The sequence below is a fragment of the Halomonas sp. HAL1 genome, from assembly GCF_030544485.1.
Lineage (GTDB): Bacteria > Pseudomonadota > Gammaproteobacteria > Pseudomonadales > Halomonadaceae > Vreelandella > Vreelandella arctica.
Map to the genome: position 1 here is coordinate 1,454,521 of NZ_CP130610.1, position 21,852 is coordinate 1,476,372.

Here is a 21,852-nt window from a genome sequence, read left to right on the forward strand (position 1 = left end):
CCCTTCCAGTTTCTTTAAGTTGCTTTCAATGGCAGGAGCCATTCACAGTGGAAATTTTCAGCCCAGTGAGTTAAAGCGCAAGCAATGTGCAGTTAGCCAGCAGCGTTTAGATATAGGTCGTTTTATGTGTGACGCCGTAGTCGGCAACCTAGATCCTAGACTAGGTTTTCTCGCCAAACTATTTTAATAAGAAGGCTTGGCCTCGACGCCAGGAATTGGCAGTGTTGGCCCAGGAAACTCGCTTTTCAAAGCATCAATGCCCCTCTGGGGTTTTGCTAATGGCACTAAATCTTGCCGTGCTCTACGCCGTTCTTCTGTATCAATGCCCATCCGTTGGTCGCGTTCCTCAATCAGGCCTGGTTTCGCCTCACCGTCACGATTGAACGACCACGCCAGAGAGGGTTCTCCAAGGGGTAATGAAGGTTCATTGTCCTCACTATGCGCTGTACCCCACGTATGCCATGTTTTACCGTAGCTGTTTACCTTACTTTTCATAAGTGCATGTTCGGCGACTACTGGTAAATTAGGGGCAACCAATTGGCCGGAAAGAATTTCACCGTTATGCGGATGCCAGTATTGTTTCTCTTCTTCGGGGAGTTGCTCAAAGAGTTTTTCAGAGATGATGTATTCAATACCGTTTAGCTTCGCATCATCAGTATTGCCGTCGTAAAGAGCGCACTGCAAGAAGTCTTCGTTTACCTGATCACAGAAGTGATGGGCCTCAAACTGATGCAGTGGCTCTTTTTTTAACGGATGAAAACCGACGAGGTAAACATTAAGACGCGATGGGGGAGCGTCCGTTTGCATCATGCTTGCTCCTGCTTCTAATAGTTGAGATTTTGCACTCTCAGCTCTACCAGGAACCTCGGTGGTCGAGTGCGTCTCACCCATGCCGGTGCAACCAGCTAGAGTAAAGATCGATGCGACAAACGTCCCGTAATGAAAGCCATTAATGTTGAGCATAAAACCACCTGCTATTTGGCTATAAACATATTGCTATTTCTAGGTTAGCCCGTTACCGGTGGTTTTCAATTTCGTGTTCCATGTTTGACCTTTGTTGACATACTCCGACCACTAAATCAGAGATGATAGTGGCGGATTCCCAGGGTGTTACCTTCCTGGTTCCTGCTTCGGTGTTCGCCGCCTTCAATGCCTTGGCATTGCCGGTCTTACACAAACTCCACAGGCGTAGATTCCCGAATGCCCTTCGGTATTTACTTCAACTCTCGGCACCGGCTAACAGCGCGGTGCCTGCTTGTAAGATGTTGCGGGCGGCATTGAGGTCACGGTCAATACCTTGGGTGCCGCAGTCCGGGCAGTCCCAGGTACGGACATTCAGTGGTAGTGATGCCATCACAAAGCCACAGCCATGACAGCGTTTGCTGCTGGGGTACCAGCGGTCAATTTGGACGAACTGCCTTCCCGCCCAAGCCGCCTTGTAGTCAAGCTGGCGTACCAGCTCGCCCCAGCCGACATCGCTAATGGCTTTGGATAGATACCGGTTTTTGACCATATTCTTAACCTGCAAACTCTCCGCCGCGATCACTTGGTTCTCGTTAACAATCTGGCGGGTGAGCTTATGGAGGTGGTCAAGCCGAGTATCGGCAATTTTGGCGTGGCATTTAGCAACCTTTAACCGCGCCTTGGTGCGGTTATTCGAGCCTTTTTGCTTGCGGCTTAACTGCCGCTGCGACCGCGCCAGTTTTCGGGCATAGCGTGCCGTATGCCGTGGGTTATTAACCCGCTTTCCGTCGCTGGTCACGAACAGGTCTTTCAGCCCCAGGTCGATGCCGACCAACTTCGGCGTGATCGGGAGGGCGTCGGCCTCCACTTTGAACAGACAGCTAATGAAGTAGCGACCGGCGGCGTCTTTGGATACCGTGACGGTGCTGGGGGCAGAAGGAAGATCACGGCTCCAGCGAATGCTCAGCGGTTCACTGCACTTCGCCAGGGTGATCTGTCCGTCACGGTACGAAAACGCCGAACTGGCAAAGGTGGCCGACTGGCGATGTTTTTTGGATTTAAAGCTGGGATAGCGTGCCCGCTTGGCAAAGAAGTGTTTGAACGCCATTTGCTGATGGCGCAGACACTGTTGCAACGGCACCGAACTGACGTCGGCCAGGAACACGGTGTCAGGCTGCTTTTTCAACTGCGTTAGAAACGCGCTAGCGTCGTTGTAACCGATCTTTTCCTGACGCTGATAGAACGCATCGGTGCGATAGCGCAGCACCGCGTTCCAGACAAACCGCACGCACCCAAACGTCCGTGCCAGCAAGGTTGCCTGCTCGGGCGTGGGATAGAATCGGTATTTGAAAGCGCGTTCGATTTTCATTTCTTACAATTTAAATGGCTTTATGTAAGTTCGCAAGCGTTAGCAACAAGGCGTCTTTTCGGATGCCGCGCTATCCATCCCCTCCCAAAACGTGGCTTGGATGGGGTATTCCGCGCTTTTCGGTAAATTGGAAGAACATGGGGGCGACTAAAGGTGACCGAGAAGGGTTACTTTTTAAGCCCCGCGAGTGGTGAGTTAAGAGTTGATGACCTAATAATCATTGGCGGTATTGCCTCGCCCCAGCAGCCACGCACCGCCGTGAGAAAGACATTGCCCCCTTTACGGTGCTCTCTTGCGAAAACACCAAGCGGTGACGCAGCTAGCTGAGCAGGAACGTTTACCGCTGCGCCCGGATCACAGCCACCAGCTTCTTGATGATCGACAGCGCAATACGGCACCCGGCTACCCGCTTTACGGGCGCCTGCGCGGCCTAGCCGAACTGCGCGGTGTGGAGCTGGCGGTGCGTCAGTTAACACTCAGATAAGCGGCTACGTTCTGAAGGAGACGTATGCGTTCAAATGGATTAGCGGTAGATAAAGGTGGGGTGGAGCTCGGCTCCAATTTATTGTCCGGTGTCAGCCTGCCTGCAGCGGTGGTGCATGAGGCTCCGCTCGCGCATAACCTGATGTGGATGCAGCGATTTGCCGAAGCCCACGGAGCCAAATTGGCGCCTCACGGCAAGACCACCATGACGCCCGCGCTTTTCCATCGACAGCTCCAGGCAGGTGCGTGGGGTATCACACTTGCCACTGCGCCCCAGTGTCGTGCTGCCTTTGCCAATGGCATCACCCGAATATTGATGGCGAACCAATTGGTGGGCCAGGCCAATATGGCCATTATCGCCAGTCTGATCGAGCAGGGCGCTGCGTTTTACTGTGTAGTCGATAGCCATGAGAACGTGCGCCAGCTCGGGCGCTTTTTTGCTGAACGGGGCTTGACGTTATCGGTGCTTATTGAGGTAGGCGTGGAGGGGGGCCGCTGTGGCTGTCGCAATCAGCAGCAAATTCTTTCGCTGGCAGAGGCGATTGGCAATGAGCCAGCGCTCTCCCTCGTGGGGCTAGAGGGCTATGAAGGTGTAGTTCACGGGGATAACCCCGAATCAGGTATTCGTACCTATGCTAACTACCTGGTGGATGTTGCCGTAGAGCTTGAAGCTGCTGGACGCTTTGCTGAAGAAAACCCGATTGTCACCGCGTCAGGTTCCGCCTGGTATGACGTGATTGCGGAGTCCTTTCAGGGCGCACCACTGCAGGGGAAGTTTACCCCTGTGCTACGCCCAGGGTGCTACATCGTTCACGACCATGGGCTTTATCGTGAAGCGCAATCGGCGGTATTAGCCCGTCGGCCGGATTTGCAACAGGGGCTTGTGCCTGCCTTGGAAGTCTTTGCCCAAGTGCAGTCGCTTCCCGAACCTGGGCTTGCGATTGTGGCGCTAGGTAAGCGTGATATCGGACATGATCAGTTGCCCATTGTCCTGCGTCGCTACCGGGAAGCTGGTACGCCAGCGCAGCCGTTATCGGTGGCTGGCTGGGAAGTGACGAAAATCATGGATCAGCACACGTTCGTGCGGCTGCCGGACGATGCTCAGGACGTTGAGATCGGTGACATTGTGGCGTTTGGGGTCTCTCACCCGTGCCTAACGTTCGATAAATGGCGCCAACTGCTGCTTGTCGATGACGCCTTGAACGTGAAAGAACACATGGCGACCTGCTTTTAAAAGCCTCCTCGCTCCTGCTGCTAAGCGATAGCGGCGGTCGATAAGCGTGAAATTGCCGCTGGCAGTTCGCTTGCGTGATGAATCCCCACGGCGCCCTCGGGGGTGCTTTCCTCGTTCGGGAAATGGTTGAGATGAATAACGTGCATGTCTGCTGCCAGGCCGGCTTCCACTCCCACAGCCGCATCGTCAATCACAATACAACGTTGGGGGGCAAAGCCCATGGCGGCCGCCGCTTTAAGGTAAAGCTCAGGGTCGGGTTTCCAGACATTGAGGGTATAAGCGCTAAATAAATTACCTGCAAAGTGATGACCCAGCTGGGTGCTTTCCAGGGCGCAGCGAATTTTGCGCTCTGGCCCATTAGAGACCACGGCTTTAGGGTGGCTGCTTAACTGTTCTAACGCGGCGGGCATGCCAGGTATCGCGATAAGTTCAGTGCGCATGCGCGCTTCCATACGTGTTCGCATACCCGCCTCAAGCTGGGGAAAAGCGTCTTCTTCTAACGCCTGAAAACGGTTTTCCAGCGTTTGGACAATCGTCTGGAAACGTACCCCTCTAAATTCGTCCATATACTGCTGTGCTGAGAAGGGTAAACCGAATTCGGGAAGGATCGCGCCCATCACCTCGGCAAGTAGTATTTCGCTATCCACCAGGGTGCCGTCGCAGTCGAAGAGTAAGCAGAAAGGCGAGGACGGGGACTTATCAGTACTCATCGGCAGGCTTCCTCATTAACTAGGCTAATTGGGCGTTCGCCCTGCAGCGCTAAGCGAATATTGTCCACCGCGCGCTGGGCCATGGCATTGCGGGTTTCATGGGTGGCGGAGCCTATATGAGGCAGGGCGACCACATTGGGCATCTTCGTCAGCGGTGACGCAGCGCGTAGCGGCTCTTGCTCAAATACATCCAGCCCGGCTGCTTGAATAACGCCGTTTTCCAAGGCGTCTATTAAAGCGCTTTCATCGACGACTTTGCCTCGGGCGATATTGATAAAAATGCCCGAAGGTTTCATCAGCGCGAACTCCTGGGCACCGACCAATCGTTCGGTTTCGGCCGTGAGAGGGACCGTCACGCAGACAAAATCGGCCTCGGCTAGCAGCTCGTTGAGTTCGCGACGCTGCGCGCCGAATTCGCTTTCTAATTCAGGCTTGGGAGAGGCGTTGGAGTAAATCACTTTCATGCCAAACCCTAGGGCACCACGCCGGGCGACCGCCTGACCAATGCGCCCAAACCCGACCATGCCCAAGGTTTTGCCATGTACATCACTGCCAAACAGTGCAGGGCCAATACTCGCTTGCCACTTGTCGGCTTTGACCCACTCGGCTAATTCAACTACCCGGCGAGCCGTGGCCATGATCAGGGTAAAGCCGGTATCGGCGGTGGTTTCAGTGAGCACATCCGGTGTGTTGCATAGCATGATGCCGCGTTTGGTCAGTTCATCAACAGGGATGTTGTCGTAGCCAACAGAGATAGTCGCGATGACTTCCAATTTAGGCGCTGCGTCTAACAGCTGGGGGGTAATCGCTAGGCCGGAACCGATAATGCCATGAACGTTAGCCAGTAGAGCGTGATTAGCAGGATCATTCAGTGCGGTCGTTTTCGGCAGCTCCTCCACCTCAAACAAGCCGCTAAGCTCGGCTAACTGAGCATCGCTGAGTCGTCCTTGAACCACTAGTTGTTTTTTCATTGTTGTCTCCTGGTTATAAAGCGCTTAATAAAGCATAACGGGGCGAATTAAGCAGTGAGTTGATCGGCTTCAAGCGCTTGAAGTTGCTGGCGGTTAGGTAGGCCTTCCATATCGCCAACCACCTGAATGGCTTGAGCACCAATGAGGTTGCCCCGTTGGGCTGCTTGACGTGCTGAGCAACCGTCAAGCAGGCTGCTGATCACGCCGACAGCGAAACCATCGCCAGCACCTACGGTATCCACAACCTCTGCTACGTGGCAACCGTCTACCGTAAAGCTCTCTTCCTGCCCATCTAGGTTGCCGCGATAATAACTACCTTCCGGCCCCAGCTTGATGATCACCGCCGAGGCGCCTTGATCCAGATAGTAGCCTGCAACGTCGTAAGGCGTCTTCTGCCCAGTGAGTAGTTGGCCCTCTGAAAGCCCAGGTAATACCCAGTCGGAGAGCATGGCAAGGGCATTGAGCGTCTCGCGCATGTCGGCTTCACTAGCCCACAGGCTGGGACGTAAATTGGGGTCAAAAGAAATACTGGCACCCTTAGCTCGGGCTTCTTTAAGCGTATGGTGAGCGAGTTCACGGGCAGAGGCGGAGAGGGCGGGGGGAATGCCCGTTGCATGCACATGGCGCAGTGCGCTGAAGTCTATATCGCTAGCGTCTTGTGGGGTTAGGTGGCTGGCCGCGCTGCCGCGCCGAAAATACTCCACTTTTGGGTCTGCACCGCCAAGAGCGCGCTCTTTAAAAAGTAGCCCGGTAGGGTGCTGGGTATCTGTATGAAGGTGACGGCAATCCAGCCCTTCGTTTTCTAACGTATTGCGAATAAAGTCGCCAAAGCTGTCACTGCCCACACGGCTTAACCAGCCGACATGAAACCCTAAACGCGCCAGACCAATCGCCACATTGGTATCTGCGCCTGCAATCCGGCGCTGAAAATGCTCAACGTCGGAAAGCTTGCCGGGGGAGTCAGCCACGAACATCGTCATAGCTTCGCCAAAAGTGAGGACTTCTGGAGGGTTAGTAAAGGAGTGGGACATGGTCAGTCATCTCTTGATGTTGTTGGTCATCGGATAAATGGGAACGATACCATTTTTGCTGTTTTTATAAAGCTTGGGCGATCATAAAATGCTAACGCCGGGTGGAGCCTCTTGCGATTAGGGTAGGTGCAAAACTCAATGTTGTCGGCTGCGGCGATGTTTGAGATGTAATTCTATGCCTCAAGCAGTGAAGCGCCGTTTTCCCGATAGCATCGGTTGGCTGGGCAAGCGTGGTAATGCCAGGAGGCACTAGATCGCACCAGTCGAGTTCATCAATGCCCATTAAGCCGACTTGACCAAGGGGTAGGCCTAGCTGCTGGAAAAGGCGCGTCATCGTCAAGGTCACATTGCCGTTGCCACACAGTACGGCACAGGCGTGTTGGGGATGGGCGGCTAAAAAATGGCTTAGCGCCTGGCGCGTGTTGGTGTCACTTGTTAACAGTAGCGTTGCATGGCTTAACTCACGCTGTTGGGCTCCCTGGTTAAAGCAGGCCAGCCGTCGTTGCCGTGTGCTCGACTGCTCAAGGGCTTCGCTGACATACAACACGGCTTGGTAACCCTGGGTAGTAAGGTGATCAAGTGCGCTATCAATCGCTAGCTGGTTATCAAGCCCTACTACTTTTGCATCCACATTACTGACTTCGCGGTCTAGCAGCACGACTGGCGTTCCATGGCTGATGAAAGCCTGTAGTTGGGTTTCGGGGCTACCGGTGGCATTAACCACCAAGCCTGCCACCTGATACGCACCCAGAAGGTCTAAATGCTGGCGCTCCTGCTCAGAATCATTGTCGGTATTGCATACCAATAATGAGTAGCCGTACTGGCGGCATGCTTGTTCGACACCGTGGGTAATCGCCACGGAAAAAGGGTTGCGGATATCAGCTACCAGCATTCCGATGAGTTTTGAGCGCCCACCCTTCAATCCACGCGCCATTTGGTTGGGCTGGTAATCTAGAGTGCTTGCTGCCTGGGCAATGCGGTCCTGAAGAGTGGGGGATAGACGTTCCCGCTCATCGCCAAAATAGCGCGAAACGCTGGTTTTTGAAGCACCGGCTAAACGAGCGACTTCAAGAATGGTAGAACGCCGAACTGCAGATGACATAATGTTCTTCGTGGAATGGTAACGGTTTCATTTTGAGTATGCTTGATTTCAAAAGCAACGGTGCATGATCAATTAGGCGTGGTTAACCATATGAATATCGAAATCGGAGGGGTTTGCCGCCCGGCTATTTGCAAACCTATTCATGTTTGTTTTTGTTATATTGGGTGGTCTTTTGATAACTTTTTGCTATGAAGGGCGGTGTTAAGTATGCCGTTCGGCTGAGCAGGACGAATCAGGTAAACTGCGCCTTTTCTCGCAAAAGCGATGCCCACGGTATGCACCCAAACGATGTACCAAAAAGCTATGACTTAACAGAGGCTGGCGATCGCTATTTCGATGGCTTGGCCGATAAGTTCTCTCGTTCACTCTATCAGGCACCCCGTGGCGAGTTGCGCTTAGCGATGCTTGACTATTTATTGCCGCAAATGTTGCTTTTAAACGAGCAGAACGTCCTCGACGTGGGCGGTGGTCTGGGTCAACAAACGGCGTGGTTTGCCAAGCGTGGGCATAGGGTAACCATGGCGGAGCCTTCGAAAGACATGCTCAGTTATGCCCAACAGTGGCATCACGATGACCCGACGCTACCTCACTCCTCCATTACTTACCGACAAGCGTCCTTGCAGGACCTGCCCCCGCAGGCACCGGGGCCATGGTCGCTGATTACTTGCCACGCAGTGTTGGAGTGGCTGGGTGACCCGCAAGCAGCCCTGGTTAACCTAAGTGATCTGCTGGCGCCTGGTGGCCAGCTTAGCTTGATGGTGTTTAATCGCGATGCGCTGCGTTTCTCTAATGTGGTTAAAGGCAATCTTGAGAAGGCGTTGAGTGACCGATTGGAGGGGAAGGGAAAACGGCAACGTTTAACGCCCATTTCGCCGGTAACGCATGCCGACATTGCCCAGTGGAGCACAGCAAACGGGCTGAAAATAGAGGCCGTAGCTGGCATCCGAGTGTTTCAAGATTACTTACGCCATCCCCCCGCAACGCCTGCAGAAAAAGAAACGCTACTGGCGCTGGAAAAACAGTACTGTCGCCAAGACCCGCACTGGCGATTGGGTCGTTACCTACTGTACACATTAACGAAACTGGAGAATCCTGAATGAGTGCCCAAACCCCTGCGTGTCAGTTATTAGAGCGCCAAAGAGATAAGTACGCAGCGCTGTGGGTCGTAGGCCCGCCTGTGGATAGCTGGCTTATTGACCAGTCAGCGGGAGTGTTGAGCGGTGATTTTGCGGTGCTAAATGAATGGAAGGAAAAGGGCAAGCAAGCCCGGACACCTTTTGACTTGGCCGCGGGTGAGCCATTAGGAAAAGAAGTGGTGCTGTTTTGGCCAAAAGCCCATCAGTTAGGTATCTGGTGGCTGAAGTGGTTATGTGAACAGCTACCTAGTGGCACGCCGTTAGAGATTGTTGGCGAGCATCAAGGGGGGATCAAGCGCGTTCCCAAGATGCTGGATGAGCTGGGAATGACGTGGGACAAGCGCGATAACGCGCGTCGCTGTTCACTCTTTGCCACCCATACTATTGCGTTAGATTCAGCTAGTGATAGCGCTTGGCAAAACATTGAAGCGCTGGGGTTAACGCTGGCCAGCCATCCCGGTGTCTTTGGCCATGGCAAAGTCGATGAAGGTACGCTGTTAATGTTGGAAAGCATTGAGGATAGCTTGCCGAAAAAACCGCTCAAAGTACTGGATATGGGCTGTGGCGACGGTATCGTCAGCGCTTGGTTGGCCCAGCGTGGCCACCTTGTGACCGCCGTGGATATTAGTGCCTTCGCGATAGAAGCCTGTAAGCGCACGTTAGCCGCGAATGGGCTCGAAGGGCGAGTACTCTGTAGCGATGTCTTTAGCGCGCTTGAGGATGAGCAGTTTGACTGGATTATCAGCAATCCCCCCTTCCATAAAGAGCGCGATATCAGCTATGGCCCAAGCCAGCGCTTGATTAGCCAAGCGCCTGAACATTTAAGCCCTGGTGGACGCCTAGTCATTGTGGCGAACGGTTTTTTGCCTTATCCCGATCACTTGCAACGTGCCTTTCAGGACTTTCATACTCTGGCGGACAATCGCCGTTTTAAGGTGTACGGCGCGATTAAACCAAGCCGTTAATCACGCAAAATATGAAGCGTGGTTTACTCAGCGAAGAAAACATTCAATACATGGTCAAGATGGACTTCCATGGCGTGGCGGGCGGCAGTTGGGTCACGCGCTTCAATCGCCTTTACGATCCTCTCATGATCCTCCTGAGAGCGTTGTGGCATGTCCGTCTCCATAAATAGTTCCTGCAGGCGGCGGAACATGGCGCCGTACTGATGACCAAGCAGATGCTTGATGACGAGCGCGTAGGCTGCGTTCCCTGAGGCCTCGGCGATGCGAATATGCAGTAAACGGTCGCCTGCGCAGTTGCGCCCGCCATCAGCGTTATCAGCGATATTTCGCTCAAAGGCTAGGCGGATTGCCTTTAGATCCTCTTCGCTGGCACTCAGGGCTGCTAGCGCCGCAATCTCGGGCTCCAGATAGCGGCGCGTTTGGAGAAGTGAAAAGGGCGGGATCTCTTCGTTCAGGTTAAGCTCAATTTCGCTCTCGAACTCTGGGTCTAGTGCCCACGGCTCGGTGCGTGCCGCTGCGCGCATGACGGGCTCCATCGTCGCTGAACTAGTCTCAAGCACTACCACGCCGTGGCCCACTTTGACGGCAACCTGCCCAACGACTTCTAGCGCAATCAAGGCCTCCCTGACGGAAGCGCGGCTAACGCCCAGGGAGTTTGCTAGCTCCCGTTCGGGAGGCAGTAGTGTGCCTGGCGGAAACTCGCCCGCGTGAATCAGCTGCTGCAGTTGATCCGCAATCTGGCGGTAGAGCCGCTGGGAGCGGATGGTTTGAATTGGCATGTGAGATGTTTCCTGCCCGTTTCAATAATGAGTTAATAAGCGTTAAACGCGACTAAAGTTGACCCTTTAAAAGCACTATTGAGCTATTTGCTGCCTTGCCAGTATCAAAGGCTCTCTAGCATACTCGTTTATTGGTCAGGCCATTAGGTATTTGGGCGACTTGACCTATTCTATGATCCCACGCTTGTTGTGGCCATGCGATAGCGACGAAGAGGTTATCCAGCCTATGAGACTCAAGAACAAAACGGTGCTTATCACTGCTGCTGCCAATGGCATCGGGCGCGCCAGTGCAGAACGCTTTGTAGCTGAAGGGGCGCGCGTATTCGCAACGGACATTGATATTGCCATGCTGGAGGGGGTTGCAGGCGTTGAAGCGTATTGTCTGGATGTCACGGATAGCAAAGCGATCCATGAATTAGCCAGTTCGCTGCCTAATGTGGATATTATCTTCAACTGTGCAGGCATGGTGGCAGGTGGCACCGTACTTGAGTGTGATGAGGCCACCTGGCAACGGTCGATGGATCTAAATGTCACTTCCATGTTTCATACCTTGCAGGCTTTTTTGCCGGGCATGTTGGCAAACGGAGGTGGCAGCATTATTAATATGGCTTCTCTGGCATCCAGCGTTAAAGGCGTGGCGAATCGCTGCGCTTACGGCACTTCCAAAGCAGCCGTCATCGGCCTCACCAAATCAGTCGCCGCCGATTTCATGACCCAAGGCATTCGCTGCAACGCCATCTGCCCTGGTACCGTCGACTCACCCTCATTGAATCAGCGTATTGCTGAACAGGCTCGTAAAGAGGGGCGCAGCGATGCTGATGTTCTGGCCTCCTTTATTGCGCGTCAGCCAATGGGTAGGCTAGGACGGGTGGAGGAAGTTGCAGCGCTAGCCACTTTCCTGGCCAGTGATGAAGCAGCGTTTATTACAGGCACCACACAACTGATTGATGGCGGCTGGGCAAACTGATCATTTAATAAGGTATAACACTATGAAACTTTTACGTTTTGGAGCGTCTGGTCAGGAAAAGCCGGGCATTCTTGATAGCCAGGGAAAGGTGCGTGATCTTTCTGCCGTTATTGACGACATTGCCGGTGACCAGTTGAGTGATGAAGCGCTGCAGAAATTGGGTGGTATGGATCTTTCTTCACTGCCTGAAGTGGCGGCGGATGTGCGTCTGGGGCCCTGCGTTGGCCGGGTGGGCAAGTTTATCTGTATTGGCCTCAACTACTCCGATCATGCGGCGGAAACCGGTGCCGAGGTGCCGCCAGAGCCCGTGATTTTTAACAAATGGACCAGCGCCATCTGTGGCCCCAATGACGATGTGGAAATTCCACGTGGCTCAAAGAAGACCGATTGGGAGGTTGAGCTTGGCGTGATTATCGGCAAAGGCGGTCGTTATATCGATGAAGCCGATGCTATGTCCCATGTGGCCGGCTACTGTGTGGTCAACGACGTGTCTGAGCGCGAGTTCCAGCTGGAGCGGAGTGGTACCTGGGACAAGGGCAAGGGTTGCGATACGTTTGGCCCCTTGGGCCCCTGGCTGGTCACGCGCGATGAGGTGGCTGAACCCCATCAATTGAGCATGTGGCTGGAAGTGGACGGCAAGCGTTACCAGGATGGCAGTACGCGCACCATGGTGTATCAAGTGCCTTTTCTGATCAGTTACTTGAGTCGTTTCATGAGCCTGCAGCCCGGTGATGTAATTTCGACCGGTACACCGCCCGGCGTAGGGATGGGGCAGAAACCCCCGGTTTACCTACATGATGGGCAGCAAATGCGCTTAGGTATCGAAGGCTTGGGTGAGCAGCAGCAGCGCGTCGTACAAGCCTGAACGCGACGAGGCGGTGGTATGCGCACCAAAAGCCACGATCGCTAATATTCACCGCTTCCTCAAACTTGCCACAATCAGCCACCCACGAATTGACCTTTAAGGTCTATGATGCAAATAAGTAGTCGTTAATTTAACGGCAGTTTGTGGGAGTGGCTGAAATGGCGGGCAGTATTCGAAATACGGCGGTACTGGCAAGTGCCGTTTTGCTTGGTGGGTTGTTAGCGATAGGGCTGGTTGTCGGCGGTAGCTATATCAAAGGGGCTGCCGAAGTGTGGCAGCAGTCGTCCCGCAGCGTGACGGTGCGCGGCTTGTCAGAGCGGGAAGTGCCAGCAGATTTAGTGCTTTGGCCGTTCAACTACAGTGTCAGCGCCAACACCTTGAGTGACCTGGAGCAGCAGCTATCCGATGACGAGCAGTCGATTCGCGCTTTCCTTCAGGCCCAGGGATTTGCGCCGGAGCATGTCAGTTCCACTCCGCCGCGAATTACCGATCAGTTTAGCAATCAATATAGCGGCCAGCGCCCAGACGAGCGTTACCGGGCTGAAGCAACGCTATTACTGCGCTCACCTGATGTCGAGGGCGTGATTAAGGCGATCCCTAGCGCTACTTCGCTGGTGCGTGAAGGCGTGCTGCTTTCACCCAGCTATGAATACCGCACGGAATTCCTGTTTACCGGCCTGGATGCGATCAAACCCGAAATGATTGCAGCGGCAACGGCGGATGCGCGCAACGCCGCACAGCAGTTTGCTGAAGATTCCGGTAGCCAAGTGGGGCAGATTCGTCAGGCCACTCAAGGCTACTTTTCCATTGAAGACCTGGATAGCTATACGCCACAAACCAAACGCGTCCGCGTCGTCACCACGGTGGACTATTCTTTACAGGACTATTCTTTGCAGGACTAAGCTTAATAGGAAGGCGCCAAGGGAAGGGCGGTCAGCCTGTGTAGTCTAGGGCGGTGATGGTATAAAACATCTCACCATTGGGTGTGAGCACCTTCGCCTCATCGCCTATCTGCTTGCTCAGCAGGGCCTTGGCCATGGGGGCATCGATACTGATCCAGCGTTTTTTAGTGTCGATTTCATCGTGGCCAACAATCCTGAGATGTACCTGCTCGCCGTTTTCATCTTCCAGGCTCACATAGGCGCCGAAAAACACCTTGCTAGTATCGGCAGGCAGCCGGTCGACAATTTGCAGTTCGTCTAAACGTTTTGTCAGGTAGGTAATCCGGGCAATAACCCGATTTAGCTCTTTCTTATTATAAGTGTAATCTGCGTTTTCACTGCGATCGCCCTGAGCGGCGGCTTCGCCGACTTTCTCTGAAAGGGCCGGGCGTTTAACCCGTGAAAGATGATCCAGTATAGCGCGCAGACGTGACGCCCCTTCCGGGGTGATCAGATTGCTCTTAGGGGCTTGACGCGGATCTTTGGCTGGATCGCGCCAGCGGGTCATGTTGCGGCCTTTCATTACCTGTTCCCCTTCGTGTTTCGAGCTACCTACTTTACGTTAATTGCGCGAAGCATACCAAGCAACATGCCACTGGCGAATCATTCAAACGTTCGTTACATTATGCGAGAGGCCCGCCATTGGTAGGTCTACGCTGGACAATAATAATTCAGGAGCATGTATGCGAACTCTCTCTTTTTTACCCATCTCTTTACCACGTTCCCTAATCGCCGCCGCGGTGGGGACCGCGCTGGTGCTGTCACCGTTGACCGCGACCGCCTTCGAAGGCGAGCTGTTTTCACTGAAAAACCGCTGGGAGCATACCGTGACGGAGATGCCTGCCAATGAGCGGGAAAGTACGTTGAAAGCGTTGGCAGGCGAAGTGGAACAATTGGCTGAACAGCACGAAGATAAAGCTGACGTACTTGTCTGGCAGGGCATTATTTTGGCCTCCTATGCCCGGGAAAGGGGTGGCTTGGGCGCCTTGGGAACTGCAGGTGATGCGCGCGATGCACTAGAGGAAGCGATTGATATCGATCCGCAAGGGCTGAGCGGTTCGGCCTACGTCACGCTAGGCGCGCTTTACGACCGCGCTCCGGGTCGGCCACTCGGCTTCGGTAATAGCGAGACGGCTGAACGGATGTTCCAGCGTGCCCTGGAAATCCGCCCGGACGGTATCGATGTTAACTATTACTATGCCGCTTTCTTGAAAGAAGAGGGCAATGAGCAGGCAGCGCGTGAGCATGCCCAGCGGGCGGTTAACGGCACCGCTCGCGAGAACCGGCAAGTCTCGGATGAAGCGTTGCGTCGCGATGCCGAGGCGCTGCTCAATCAGCTTTAATCCGCTAACTGGATTGGCATTCCCGGTGGCAAGCACTGATAATAGAGCGATTGTCACCACCGGGAGTGCCCCATGGCGTCTAGCCCTAAAAACGCTGAGTTTGGAAATTCTCCATCTCAAGAGGCCCCTTTTCGAAGCACATCACTTAGCGTTCCGCAGTTAAAGCGCGGTGATGTTGAACTGCTCAAGCGTGAGGCGTTGCATCAGGGATTTTTCCGCCTGGAAGGCTTGGAGCTTCGTCACCGCCTATTCGAAGGTGGCTGGAGCGAACCTATGCGACGAGAAGTACACAGCCGTTTTGATGCGGTGGGTGTGCTGCTTTACGACCCTGCCCGCGATTTAATGGTATTGATTGAGCAGTTTCGCGCAGGCGCCATCGATGATGCCGTGTCTCCCTGGAAGCTCGAACTGGTGGCAGGCCTGGTGGAAGATGGCGAGTCGCTGGAAGACGTGGCCCGCCGTGAAGCGTGGGAAGAAGCGGGTTGTAAAGTGGCCGAACTGACCAAATTACATACTTATTATCCAAGTCCCGGCGCCTGCAATGAGCAAGTGACCCTGTTTTGTGGTTTGGTGGATTGCCAAGGGCTAGGCGGGATTCATGGCTTAGACGAAGAGCATGAGGACATTCGGGTACACGTAATGCCGTTTGCCAATGCCTGGGAACTCTTGACGCAAGGACGACTCGACAACGCCATGTGTCTGATTGGACTACATTGGCTTAATAGCCAGCGAGCCTCATTACGCGCCGCTTCACAGCGGGCGATGACACAAAGCGAAACAAACGAGGAGTGAATATGGCGAGAACGGCCTATGTCACCGATTTAAAATCGCTCCAAGGGGAGTGCAGCGCCAACTATTTGCGTTTGGTGCGCCTGGTGGGCGATATGGAGGCCGGCCAGCGTCGTGATATTGCCCTGCGCGGTGATAAACAGTATTTCGGTGATCTGCACCTCTATATTCAAGAGCAGGCGCCTTATACCACCATGGTGAATGTTTCCCAGACCGGTCCGTTAGACACCGTTATTGAAGGGCCGCGGATGCGCGTGCACCTCTATCATGATGTCCGCATGGCAGAAGTGACCGACTTTCAGCGCGAGCGCCACTTTAGCGGTCGCTACCGTTATCCAAATGCGCGCATGCACCAACCGGATGAGAAGCTCCAGCTCAACCGCTTCTTGGGCGAGTGGTTGGCTCACGGCCTTGCCCACGGCCACACCGTTGACGTGCCGGAGATGCCCTAATGCGTGTGGTTCAGATTACCGACGCCCATCTCTATGCGGACACCGAGGCACGTTCCCGTGCAGGTATTCCTTGGCGGCAGTTTCAGCAGGTAATCAGTGCGGTTGTAGATGAGCAACCTGAAATTGTGCTGTTTACGGGTGATATCAGCCAGGACGAATCCGCTGCGTCATACGCCTTGGCGGTGCAGGCGATGGAGCAGCTGCCTTGCCCCTGGTACTGGCTGCCAGGTAATCACGATCAACCCGAGTTCATGGCTGCCAAGCGTCCGCTGGTGGATGAAGTCGACTTGAATGCCTGGCGCATCCTGCTGCTCAATACCCAGGTAGAGGGCAAGCCTTATGGTGAGCTCGGGAGTGAGCAGCTTGCTGCGCTAGCGGAACGCTTGCAGGCCGACACTCGACCAACCTTGATTGCAATGCACCACCCGCCGGTGAATGTGGGGGCAGTGTGGATGGATGCCATTGGCCTTCAGGATCGCGATGCTTTTTGGGCGCTGCTAAGCAAACATACGCACGTTCATATCATCCTGTTTGGTCATGTGCACCAAGCCTACGCCGAACACCACCGCGTGGGTGAATCCATTATTGACGTTTATGGTTGCCCAGCCATGGCGGATCAGTTCCTGCCCGGTGCAGAGAACTTCGCTATTGATGAAGCATCCCGCCCTGGCTACCGCGTTATCGATTTACAGTGGAGTGAGCGCCTAGGCAGTGAGTGGCAGAGCTGGATTGAGCGCATTGATTGACAGACATACCCCCCTTACTTAGCCTTCGTTAGGTGATTAAGGAATAAAAAGATAGTTATTAATTCTTTTGGGTTATTATCGACTCGGCGTTACCCTACCCGCATTCGAACATAAAATACTTTTAGCTTGTGTAACGAGCTTGTTCTTGCGAGGTAAGGGGCTATGACCCAATTGTCTACATTGTCTTCAAAGGAACGGTCTTCAAAGACGCGTCCTTCAGTGCCACAGCAGGAGGCTTTTAATGCCCCTGATGCCGCGCGCTTGACCCACCTCAAGCAATTAGAAGCCGAGTCTATTCATATTATTCGTGAAGTCGCCGCTGAGTTCTCAAACCCAGTGATGATGTACTCCATTGGTAAAGACTCGTCGGTCATGCTGCATTTGGCGCGTAAAGCCTTTTATCCAGGTACACCGCCATTCCCGCTGATGCATGTAGATACAACGTGGAAGTTTCGCGAAATGATCGAGTTTCGTAACCGCATGGCAGAAGAAGCGGGTATGGAGCTGATTGTGCATACCAACGAAGAGGGGCGGGCGGCCAATATCAACCCGTTCGACCACGGCAGTGCCAAGTACACCGATATCATGAAAACTCAGGCGCTCAAGCAGGCGCTGGATAAATACGGTTTTGATGCAGCCTTCGGTGGCGCCCGCCGCGATGAGGAAGCCTCGCGTGCCAAAGAGCGTGTTTACTCCTTCCGTGACAAGTATCACCGCTGGGATCCCAAGAATCAGCGCCCTGAGCTGTGGAATGTGTATAACGCCAAGGTCAATAAAGGCGAATCGATCCGCGTGTTCCCGCTCTCCAATTGGACCGAGCTGGATATCTGGCAGTACATCTACTTAGAGTCGATCCCCATCGTGCCCCTCTACTACTCTGCCAAGCGCCCTATAGTCGAGCGCGACGGTATGCAGGTTATGGTCGATGACGATCGTATGCCGTTAGCGCCCGGTGAAGTGCCGGAAGAGAAGTCGGTGCGTTTTAGAACGCTAGGCTGTTACCCGCTGACCGGCGCTGTGGAATCGGAAGCTGCGACGCTTCCGGAAATTATTCAAGAGATGCTGCTGACCCGTACCAGTGAGCGCAGTGGCCGTGCCATTGACCGCGATCAAGTGGGCTCGATGGAGAAGAAAAAGCGCGAGGGGTACTTCTAATGTCTCACCAATCTAATTTAATCGCTGATAATATCGAGCAGTATCTGCACGAGCATGAAAACAAGGATCTGCTGCGCTTTATTACTTGCGGCAGCGTGGACGACGGTAAATCGACGCTGATCGGTCGTATGCTCCATGACTCGAAAATGATCTTTGAAGATCAGTTGGCTGCCATCACTCAGGCCTCTAAAACCAGCGGCACCACCGGTGATACCGTTGATTTGGCGCTATTAGTGGATGGTTTGCAGTCAGAACGTGAGCAGGGCATCACCATTGATGTGGCGTACCGCTTTTTCTCTACCGATAAGCGCAAGTTTATTATTGCCGACACCCCCGGGCATGAGCAGTACACGCGCAATATGGCGACGGGCGCTTCCACGGCTAGTCTGGCAATTATTCTGATTGATGCCCGTTACGGTGTGCAGACTCAGACCCGGCGCCATAGCTTTATCGCCGATCTGCTGGGTATTCAGCACCTAGTGATTGCGGTTAACAAGATGGATCTGGTGGGATTCTCCGAGCAGCGTTTTAATGAAATTGTTGCAGAATACCGTGCCTTTGCTGAGAACCTGCAAGCGCCGGATATTCGCTTTGTGCCCATGTCGGCACTGAACGGCGACAACGTGGTGAATCGCAGCGAACATACGCCCTGGTACTTTACCAACGATTACCAAGGGGAAACGCTGATCGAGCTATTAGAGAGCGTCGAGATCACTCGCGATCAGAACCTCAGCGATCTGCGTTTGCCAGTTCAGTATGTCAACAGGCCGAATCTTGATTTTCGTGGCTACTGCGGCACCCTGGCTGCAGGTGTCATTCGCCCAGGGCAGGCGGTCAAGGTGTTGCCTTCAGGCAAAACCTCTACCGTGGCGCGGGTCGTTACCTACGATGGTGATCTTGCCGCCGCTTATCCAGGCCAAGCGATCACTGTCACCCTGGAAGATGAGATCGATATCTCCCGCGGTGATTGGCTGGTGGCAGCGGATAGCGAACTGCCGCTTTCCAATACCTTTAAAGCCGATATTGTCTGGATGCACGAAGAGGTGTTAACGCCAGGCAAGCTTTATGACTTTAAGTTGGCGACGCGTGATCTTTCCGGGCAGGTAAGCGCCATTGATTACCAAATCGATGTGAATACTCTGGAAAAGCATACGACGCATTCGCTGGGCCTTAATGCGATTGCCCGCTGTGATGTGGAATTGACCGCAGCCATTCCGGTGGATAATTACCGCACTAGTCCAGGTACCGGCAGTTTTATCATCATTGATCGGCTGACCAATGTCACCGTAGGCGCCGGGATGATTCGCGGCACGGCAAGTGAGGCAGCCACTGCCACACAGTTCACCGATTGGGCCGCCTTTGAACGCGACCTGAATGCGCTGGTGCGTAAGCATTTTCCCCATTGGGAAGCCAAAGATATCAGCGGCTTATTCAACCGCTGATTGGCGAAAGACTTGATCGTTCCTTGCAACGTATACGTGCGAAGAATGTAACCTACGTCATTGCGAGGAGCGAAGCGACGCGGCAATCTCAGGTTTAGCGTCACCGCCGGTATGAGATTGCTTCGTCGCAAGCTCCTCAATGAAAGGGACTCCTCCCCTCTCGAAGCTTCAGCGAGCTACATTGATAGTTGAACCACATCAATGCGGAGGGGAAGAGCCATGAACAAGCATACGACGATAGGTATTGATCTGGCAAAGCGTGTTTTTCAAGTGTGTGTTGTCGACACCCGCTCCTCGCGTGTTCAGGTCAACAAAGAGCTTAAACGGCATCAGGTCTTGGATTTTATGCGCCGCCAACCGGCCTGTCGGGTATTTATGGAAGCGTGCGGTGGATCGCATTATTGGGCGCGACAACTGCAGGCCCTCGGCCATACCGTTGCCCTCATTTCGCCCCAGTTTGTGACGCCTTTTCGCAAAGGGCACAAGACAGATGCCAATGACGCCCTCGCTATTGTAGAAGCCGGATGTCGTCCGGACATGCGCTTTGTACCACTCAAAAGCGTAGAGCAGCAGGATATTCAGAGCCTGCACCGCATTCGGGAGAGGTACATCCATCAGCGCACCCAGTTGATCAATCAGGTTCATGGGTTATTGCAGGAATATGGAGTGATCAGCGGTCGGGGACAGAAAGCGTTAAAGCAACGTGTCTGGCTCGCCCTGGAAGATGCCGATAACGAGCTTTCGATGCTGATGCGTGACTTGATTGCCGAGCAAATGGCGGAGCTGGATCGACTCAACGAGCGTATTCAGTCACTGGATAAGCGCGTGGAGCAGATGAGCCGTGCGGTGATGCCTTGTCGCCAACTGTTGGCGATTGAGGGAGTGGGACCGGTGGTCGCCACCCAGCTCTATAGCGCCCTCGGTAACGGCAACGCCTTCAAGAAAGGTCGCCAAGCGTCAGCCTATCTGGGGTTGACGCCGACACAACACAGCAGTGGTGGCATCGCGAAGATCAAGGGCATTGGCCGAACGGGGCAAATCTCGCTGAAAGCCGCCCTGATACGCGGCGCACACTCGGCCATCAACACCGTGGGTGACAAGCAGGATGCCAAAAGCCGTTGGCTACGCGCGCTGGTCGCACGCGTGGGCAAGAACAAAGCGGCTGTCGCGTTAGCGAACAAGACAGTACGAACCGCCTGGGCGGTTCTGCACAGCGGACAGTCCTATTGTAGAGAGTTTAACGACGGTTCAGCGCTGATGGTGAGCTAAGCGGTAGCACCATCAGCGGCTAAGCGCCGAGAGGCGGCTACCTTGTTGCCGGGCAACGATCGATGAAAAACAGGTCAGACCGACCTTCTCGCAACCTGATCATTGCGATGGCTGAAAAAGCCTACGCCTCGTTGAGGAGAGAAGGTGCGCGACGTTCATCAGGGTCAGGGGATAGCGTCCCCATCAAGAGACCGACTATACGCACGCATCGGCTTATGTTTTTCCATCATCGTCGTTTGCAACCGGGGAGGAGTCCCTATACGCAATGACAGTAGGTATTAGGTTTACTCAGCGTTAGGGAAAAACAGCTGCTGACCATCTACCTCATAATCCGCAATCGCCTGCTGGCCCTGTTCAGAGACCAGCCATTGGTGCCACTGGGCCGCAAGGTCATGCTTCAAGTGCGGGTGGCGCTCTTTCGAAAGCAGTAAGCTGCCATACTGATTGAACAGCGCTTCGTCGCCATCAAATAACAGTGTTAAATCCTGTGGGTTTTTAAACGCAACCCAAGTGGCGCGGTCGGTAAACGTATAGGCGTCCATACCGGCAGCGGTATTTAGCGTAGGGCCCATTCCGCTTCCCAGTTCGCGGTACCACTCACCCTGTGGCGTGACCCCAGCATCTTCCCATAAACGCAGTTCAGCGCGGTTAGTGCCGCTGTCGTCGCCACGCGACGCAAAGGGTGACTCGCTCTCTGCAATACGCTGCATGGCATCGGTAGCCGTGTCGCTATCTCTGATGCTGGCAGGATCAGCGCTGGGGCCAACGATCACGAAATCGTTATACATGACATCAAGGCGCTCAGTTGCATAACCATCGGCCACAAACTGCTCTTCGCCTGCGGTATCGTGAACTAAGAGGCTATCGGCATCGCCACGGCGGCCAATTTCAAATGCCTGGCCAGTGCCTACAGCGACCACACGAACCTCTATCCCCGTCTCTTCGGTGAAGGCCGGGATAATGGCATCGAACAAACCTGAGTTTTCGGTAGACGTGGTGGAGGCCAAAGTGATGTAGTCATCGGCCGCCATTAGCGTACCGCTGAAGGTCAGCCCTAGGGCGCCTACAGTAATAAATGCGGTGACTTTCTTCATGTTATTGCTCCTTTATCATTTTCATTAGTCAGAGAGTTCACACCCT

At 54.1% G+C, this 21,852-nt stretch carries 22 protein-coding genes and 1 pseudogene; 14 read left to right on the forward strand and 9 right to left on the reverse strand.

Translation table 11 applies throughout. The features are described from left to right. Positions 1–183 precede the first annotated feature (183 nt). Together Q3Y66_RS06835 and Q3Y66_RS06840 are read right to left on the reverse strand one after the other, a co-directional pair. The gene (locus Q3Y66_RS06835) at positions 184–963 is read right to left on the reverse strand and encodes an OBAP family protein (RefSeq protein ID WP_083832233.1); all 780 of its coding nucleotides are present in this window, start codon (positions 961–963) and stop codon (positions 184–186) included. Between the two features lie 256 nt (positions 964–1,219). After that, on the reverse strand, positions 1,220–2,332 hold the full coding sequence (locus Q3Y66_RS06840) for an RNA-guided endonuclease TnpB family protein (protein WP_008957619.1): 1,113 nt from the start codon (positions 2,330–2,332) through the stop codon (positions 1,220–1,222). A gap of 334 nt (positions 2,333–2,666) precedes the next feature. Between Q3Y66_RS06840 and Q3Y66_RS06845 the strand changes: the two are divergent. Further along, positions 2,667–2,816: pseudogene (locus Q3Y66_RS06845) on the forward strand (mannonate dehydratase); the annotation flags it as partial. Between the two features lie 24 nt (positions 2,817–2,840). Continuing rightward, a complete protein-coding gene (locus Q3Y66_RS06850) occupies positions 2,841–4,049 on the forward strand; it encodes an amino acid deaminase (RefSeq protein ID WP_008957617.1) in 1,209 nt (402 codons plus the stop codon). Positions 4,050–4,069: 20 nt separating this feature from the next. Here Q3Y66_RS06850 and Q3Y66_RS06855 read toward each other — a convergent pair whose 3' ends face one another. From Q3Y66_RS06855 to Q3Y66_RS06870, 4 genes are all read right to left on the reverse strand, one after another. Then, positions 4,070–4,759, reverse strand: coding sequence for an HAD family phosphatase (locus Q3Y66_RS06855; RefSeq protein WP_008957616.1), 690 nt, complete (start codon positions 4,757–4,759; stop codon positions 4,070–4,072). Continuing rightward, positions 4,756–5,730, reverse strand: a complete 975-nt coding sequence (locus Q3Y66_RS06860) for a D-glycerate dehydrogenase (RefSeq protein ID WP_008957615.1) — start codon at positions 5,728–5,730, stop codon at positions 4,756–4,758. The genes Q3Y66_RS06855 and Q3Y66_RS06860 overlap by 4 nt, the downstream gene beginning before the upstream one ends. Positions 5,731–5,777: 47 nt before the next feature. Further along, positions 5,778–6,761 (reverse strand): sugar kinase, encoded by a 984-nt coding sequence (locus Q3Y66_RS06865; protein ID WP_008957614.1) that lies wholly within the window; start codon positions 6,759–6,761, stop codon positions 5,778–5,780. A 91-nt stretch (positions 6,762–6,852) separates the two neighbouring features. Next, positions 6,853–7,863, reverse strand: coding sequence for a LacI family DNA-binding transcriptional regulator (locus Q3Y66_RS06870; protein ID WP_008957613.1), 1,011 nt, complete (start codon positions 7,861–7,863; stop codon positions 6,853–6,855). 275 nt (positions 7,864–8,138) lie between these two features. On the opposite strand from Q3Y66_RS06870, the gene Q3Y66_RS06875 reads away from it, so the two are divergent. Both Q3Y66_RS06875 and Q3Y66_RS06880 read left to right on the forward strand, forming a co-directional pair. After that, entirely contained in the window at positions 8,139–8,963 is an 825-nt protein-coding gene (locus Q3Y66_RS06875; RefSeq protein ID WP_008957612.1) for a methyltransferase domain-containing protein, read from the forward strand. Next, positions 8,960–9,964 carry a methyltransferase gene (locus Q3Y66_RS06880; protein ID WP_008957611.1) on the forward strand — a complete coding sequence of 335 codons (1,005 nt, stop codon included), beginning with the start codon at positions 8,960–8,962 and terminating at the stop codon, positions 9,962–9,964. Before Q3Y66_RS06875 ends, Q3Y66_RS06880 begins: the two co-directional genes overlap by 4 nt. 23 nt (positions 9,965–9,987) lie before the next feature. On the opposite strand, the gene Q3Y66_RS06885 is transcribed toward Q3Y66_RS06880, so the two are convergent. Then, positions 9,988–10,743 (reverse strand): FadR/GntR family transcriptional regulator, encoded by a 756-nt coding sequence (locus Q3Y66_RS06885; RefSeq protein WP_008957610.1) that lies wholly within the window; start codon positions 10,741–10,743, stop codon positions 9,988–9,990. A gap of 226 nt (positions 10,744–10,969) precedes the next feature. On the opposite strand from Q3Y66_RS06885, the gene Q3Y66_RS06890 reads away from it, so the two are divergent. The 3 genes from Q3Y66_RS06890 (at position 10,970) to Q3Y66_RS06900 (ending at position 13,477) form a co-directional block, all read left to right on the forward strand. Further along, positions 10,970–11,710 (forward strand): SDR family oxidoreductase, encoded by a 741-nt coding sequence (locus tag Q3Y66_RS06890; RefSeq protein WP_008957609.1) that lies wholly within the window; start codon positions 10,970–10,972, stop codon positions 11,708–11,710. A gap of 22 nt (positions 11,711–11,732) precedes the next feature. Continuing rightward, the gene (locus Q3Y66_RS06895) at positions 11,733–12,575 is read left to right on the forward strand and encodes a fumarylacetoacetate hydrolase family protein (protein ID WP_008957608.1); all 843 of its coding nucleotides are present in this window, start codon (positions 11,733–11,735) and stop codon (positions 12,573–12,575) included. Positions 12,576–12,733: 158 nt separating this feature from the next. Next, on the forward strand, positions 12,734–13,477 hold the full coding sequence (locus tag Q3Y66_RS06900) for an SIMPL domain-containing protein (RefSeq protein WP_008957607.1): 744 nt from the start codon (positions 12,734–12,736) through the stop codon (positions 13,475–13,477). 31 nt (positions 13,478–13,508) lie between these two features. Here the strand turns inward: Q3Y66_RS06900 and greB are convergent, their stop codons facing one another. Next, complete coding sequence (gene greB, locus Q3Y66_RS06905; RefSeq protein ID WP_008957606.1) at positions 13,509–14,039, reverse strand: transcription elongation factor GreB; 531 nt, start codon at positions 14,037–14,039, stop codon at positions 13,509–13,511. Between the two features lie 160 nt (positions 14,040–14,199). On the opposite strand from greB, the gene Q3Y66_RS06910 reads away from it, so the two are divergent. The 7 genes from Q3Y66_RS06910 (at position 14,200) to Q3Y66_RS06940 (ending at position 20,712) form a co-directional block, all read left to right on the forward strand. After that, positions 14,200–14,859 carry a hypothetical protein gene (locus tag Q3Y66_RS06910; RefSeq protein WP_008957605.1) on the forward strand — a complete coding sequence of 220 codons (660 nt, stop codon included), beginning with the start codon at positions 14,200–14,202 and terminating at the stop codon, positions 14,857–14,859. Between the two features lie 72 nt (positions 14,860–14,931). Then, positions 14,932–15,651 (forward strand): NUDIX domain-containing protein, encoded by a 720-nt coding sequence (locus tag Q3Y66_RS06915; RefSeq protein WP_008957604.1) that lies wholly within the window; start codon positions 14,932–14,934, stop codon positions 15,649–15,651. Positions 15,652–15,653: 2 nt separating this feature from the next. After that, a complete protein-coding gene (locus tag Q3Y66_RS06920) occupies positions 15,654–16,100 on the forward strand; it encodes a DUF1249 domain-containing protein (RefSeq protein ID WP_008957603.1) in 447 nt (148 codons plus the stop codon). Next, positions 16,100–16,846 (forward strand): metallophosphoesterase, encoded by a 747-nt coding sequence (locus tag Q3Y66_RS06925; RefSeq protein ID WP_008957602.1) that lies wholly within the window; start codon positions 16,100–16,102, stop codon positions 16,844–16,846. Before Q3Y66_RS06920 ends, Q3Y66_RS06925 begins: the two co-directional genes overlap by 1 nt. Positions 16,847–17,008: 162 nt before the next feature. Next, complete coding sequence (cysD, locus tag Q3Y66_RS06930; protein ID WP_274377707.1) at positions 17,009–18,001, forward strand: sulfate adenylyltransferase subunit CysD; 993 nt, start codon at positions 17,009–17,011, stop codon at positions 17,999–18,001. Then, a complete protein-coding gene (gene cysN / locus Q3Y66_RS06935; RefSeq protein ID WP_008957600.1) occupies positions 18,001–19,443 on the forward strand; it encodes a sulfate adenylyltransferase subunit CysN in 1,443 nt (480 codons plus the stop codon). The genes cysD and cysN overlap by 1 nt, the downstream gene beginning before the upstream one ends. A gap of 219 nt (positions 19,444–19,662) precedes the next feature. Beyond that, positions 19,663–20,712 (forward strand): IS110 family transposase, encoded by a 1,050-nt coding sequence (locus tag Q3Y66_RS06940; protein WP_303319501.1) that lies wholly within the window; start codon positions 19,663–19,665, stop codon positions 20,710–20,712. A 284-nt stretch (positions 20,713–20,996) separates the two neighbouring features. Here Q3Y66_RS06940 and Q3Y66_RS06945 read toward each other — a convergent pair whose 3' ends face one another. Next, positions 20,997–21,806, reverse strand: a complete 810-nt coding sequence (locus Q3Y66_RS06945; RefSeq protein WP_008958579.1) for a substrate-binding domain-containing protein — start codon at positions 21,804–21,806, stop codon at positions 20,997–20,999. Between the last annotated feature and the right edge of the window lie 46 nt (positions 21,807–21,852).

Bases quoted from the DNA above. Each gene is read 5' to 3' on its own strand.
- Q3Y66_RS06925 (WP_008957602.1), top strand. From the start codon at position 16,100: ATGCGTGTGGTTCAGATTACCGACGCCCATCTCTATGCGGACACCGAG.
- Q3Y66_RS06835 (WP_083832233.1), bottom strand. From the start codon at position 963: ATGCTCAACATTAATGGCTTTCATTACGGGACGTTTGTCGCATCGATC.
- Q3Y66_RS06920 (WP_008957603.1), top strand. From the start codon at position 15,654: ATGGCGAGAACGGCCTATGTCACCGATTTAAAATCGCTCCAAGGGGAG.
- Q3Y66_RS06865 (WP_008957614.1), bottom strand. From the start codon at position 6,761: ATGTCCCACTCCTTTACTAACCCTCCAGAAGTCCTCACTTTTGGCGAA.
- Q3Y66_RS06910 (WP_008957605.1), top strand. From the start codon at position 14,200: ATGCGAACTCTCTCTTTTTTACCCATCTCTTTACCACGTTCCCTAATC.
- Q3Y66_RS06870 (WP_008957613.1), bottom strand. From the start codon at position 7,863: ATGTCATCTGCAGTTCGGCGTTCTACCATTCTTGAAGTCGCTCGTTTA.
- Q3Y66_RS06895 (WP_008957608.1), top strand. From the start codon at position 11,733: ATGAAACTTTTACGTTTTGGAGCGTCTGGTCAGGAAAAGCCGGGCATT.
- Q3Y66_RS06940 (WP_303319501.1), top strand. From the start codon at position 19,663: ATGAACAAGCATACGACGATAGGTATTGATCTGGCAAAGCGTGTTTTT.
- Q3Y66_RS06875 (WP_008957612.1), top strand. From the start codon at position 8,139: ATGCACCCAAACGATGTACCAAAAAGCTATGACTTAACAGAGGCTGGC.
- Q3Y66_RS06945 (WP_008958579.1), bottom strand. From the start codon at position 21,806: ATGAAGAAAGTCACCGCATTTATTACTGTAGGCGCCCTAGGGCTGACC.
- Q3Y66_RS06890 (WP_008957609.1), top strand. From the start codon at position 10,970: ATGAGACTCAAGAACAAAACGGTGCTTATCACTGCTGCTGCCAATGGC.
- Q3Y66_RS06900 (WP_008957607.1), top strand. From the start codon at position 12,734: ATGGCGGGCAGTATTCGAAATACGGCGGTACTGGCAAGTGCCGTTTTG.
- greB (WP_008957606.1), bottom strand. From the start codon at position 14,039: ATGAAAGGCCGCAACATGACCCGCTGGCGCGATCCAGCCAAAGATCCG.
- Q3Y66_RS06860 (WP_008957615.1), bottom strand. From the start codon at position 5,730: ATGAAAAAACAACTAGTGGTTCAAGGACGACTCAGCGATGCTCAGTTA.
- cysN (WP_008957600.1), top strand. From the start codon at position 18,001: ATGTCTCACCAATCTAATTTAATCGCTGATAATATCGAGCAGTATCTG.
- Q3Y66_RS06840 (WP_008957619.1), bottom strand. From the start codon at position 2,332: ATGAAAATCGAACGCGCTTTCAAATACCGATTCTATCCCACGCCCGAG.
- Q3Y66_RS06880 (WP_008957611.1), top strand. From the start codon at position 8,960: ATGAGTGCCCAAACCCCTGCGTGTCAGTTATTAGAGCGCCAAAGAGAT.
- cysD (WP_274377707.1), top strand. From the start codon at position 17,009: ATGACCCAATTGTCTACATTGTCTTCAAAGGAACGGTCTTCAAAGACG.
- Q3Y66_RS06915 (WP_008957604.1), top strand. From the start codon at position 14,932: ATGGCGTCTAGCCCTAAAAACGCTGAGTTTGGAAATTCTCCATCTCAA.
- Q3Y66_RS06850 (WP_008957617.1), top strand. From the start codon at position 2,841: ATGCGTTCAAATGGATTAGCGGTAGATAAAGGTGGGGTGGAGCTCGGC.
- Q3Y66_RS06855 (WP_008957616.1), bottom strand. From the start codon at position 4,759: ATGAGTACTGATAAGTCCCCGTCCTCGCCTTTCTGCTTACTCTTCGAC.
- Q3Y66_RS06885 (WP_008957610.1), bottom strand. From the start codon at position 10,743: ATGCCAATTCAAACCATCCGCTCCCAGCGGCTCTACCGCCAGATTGCG.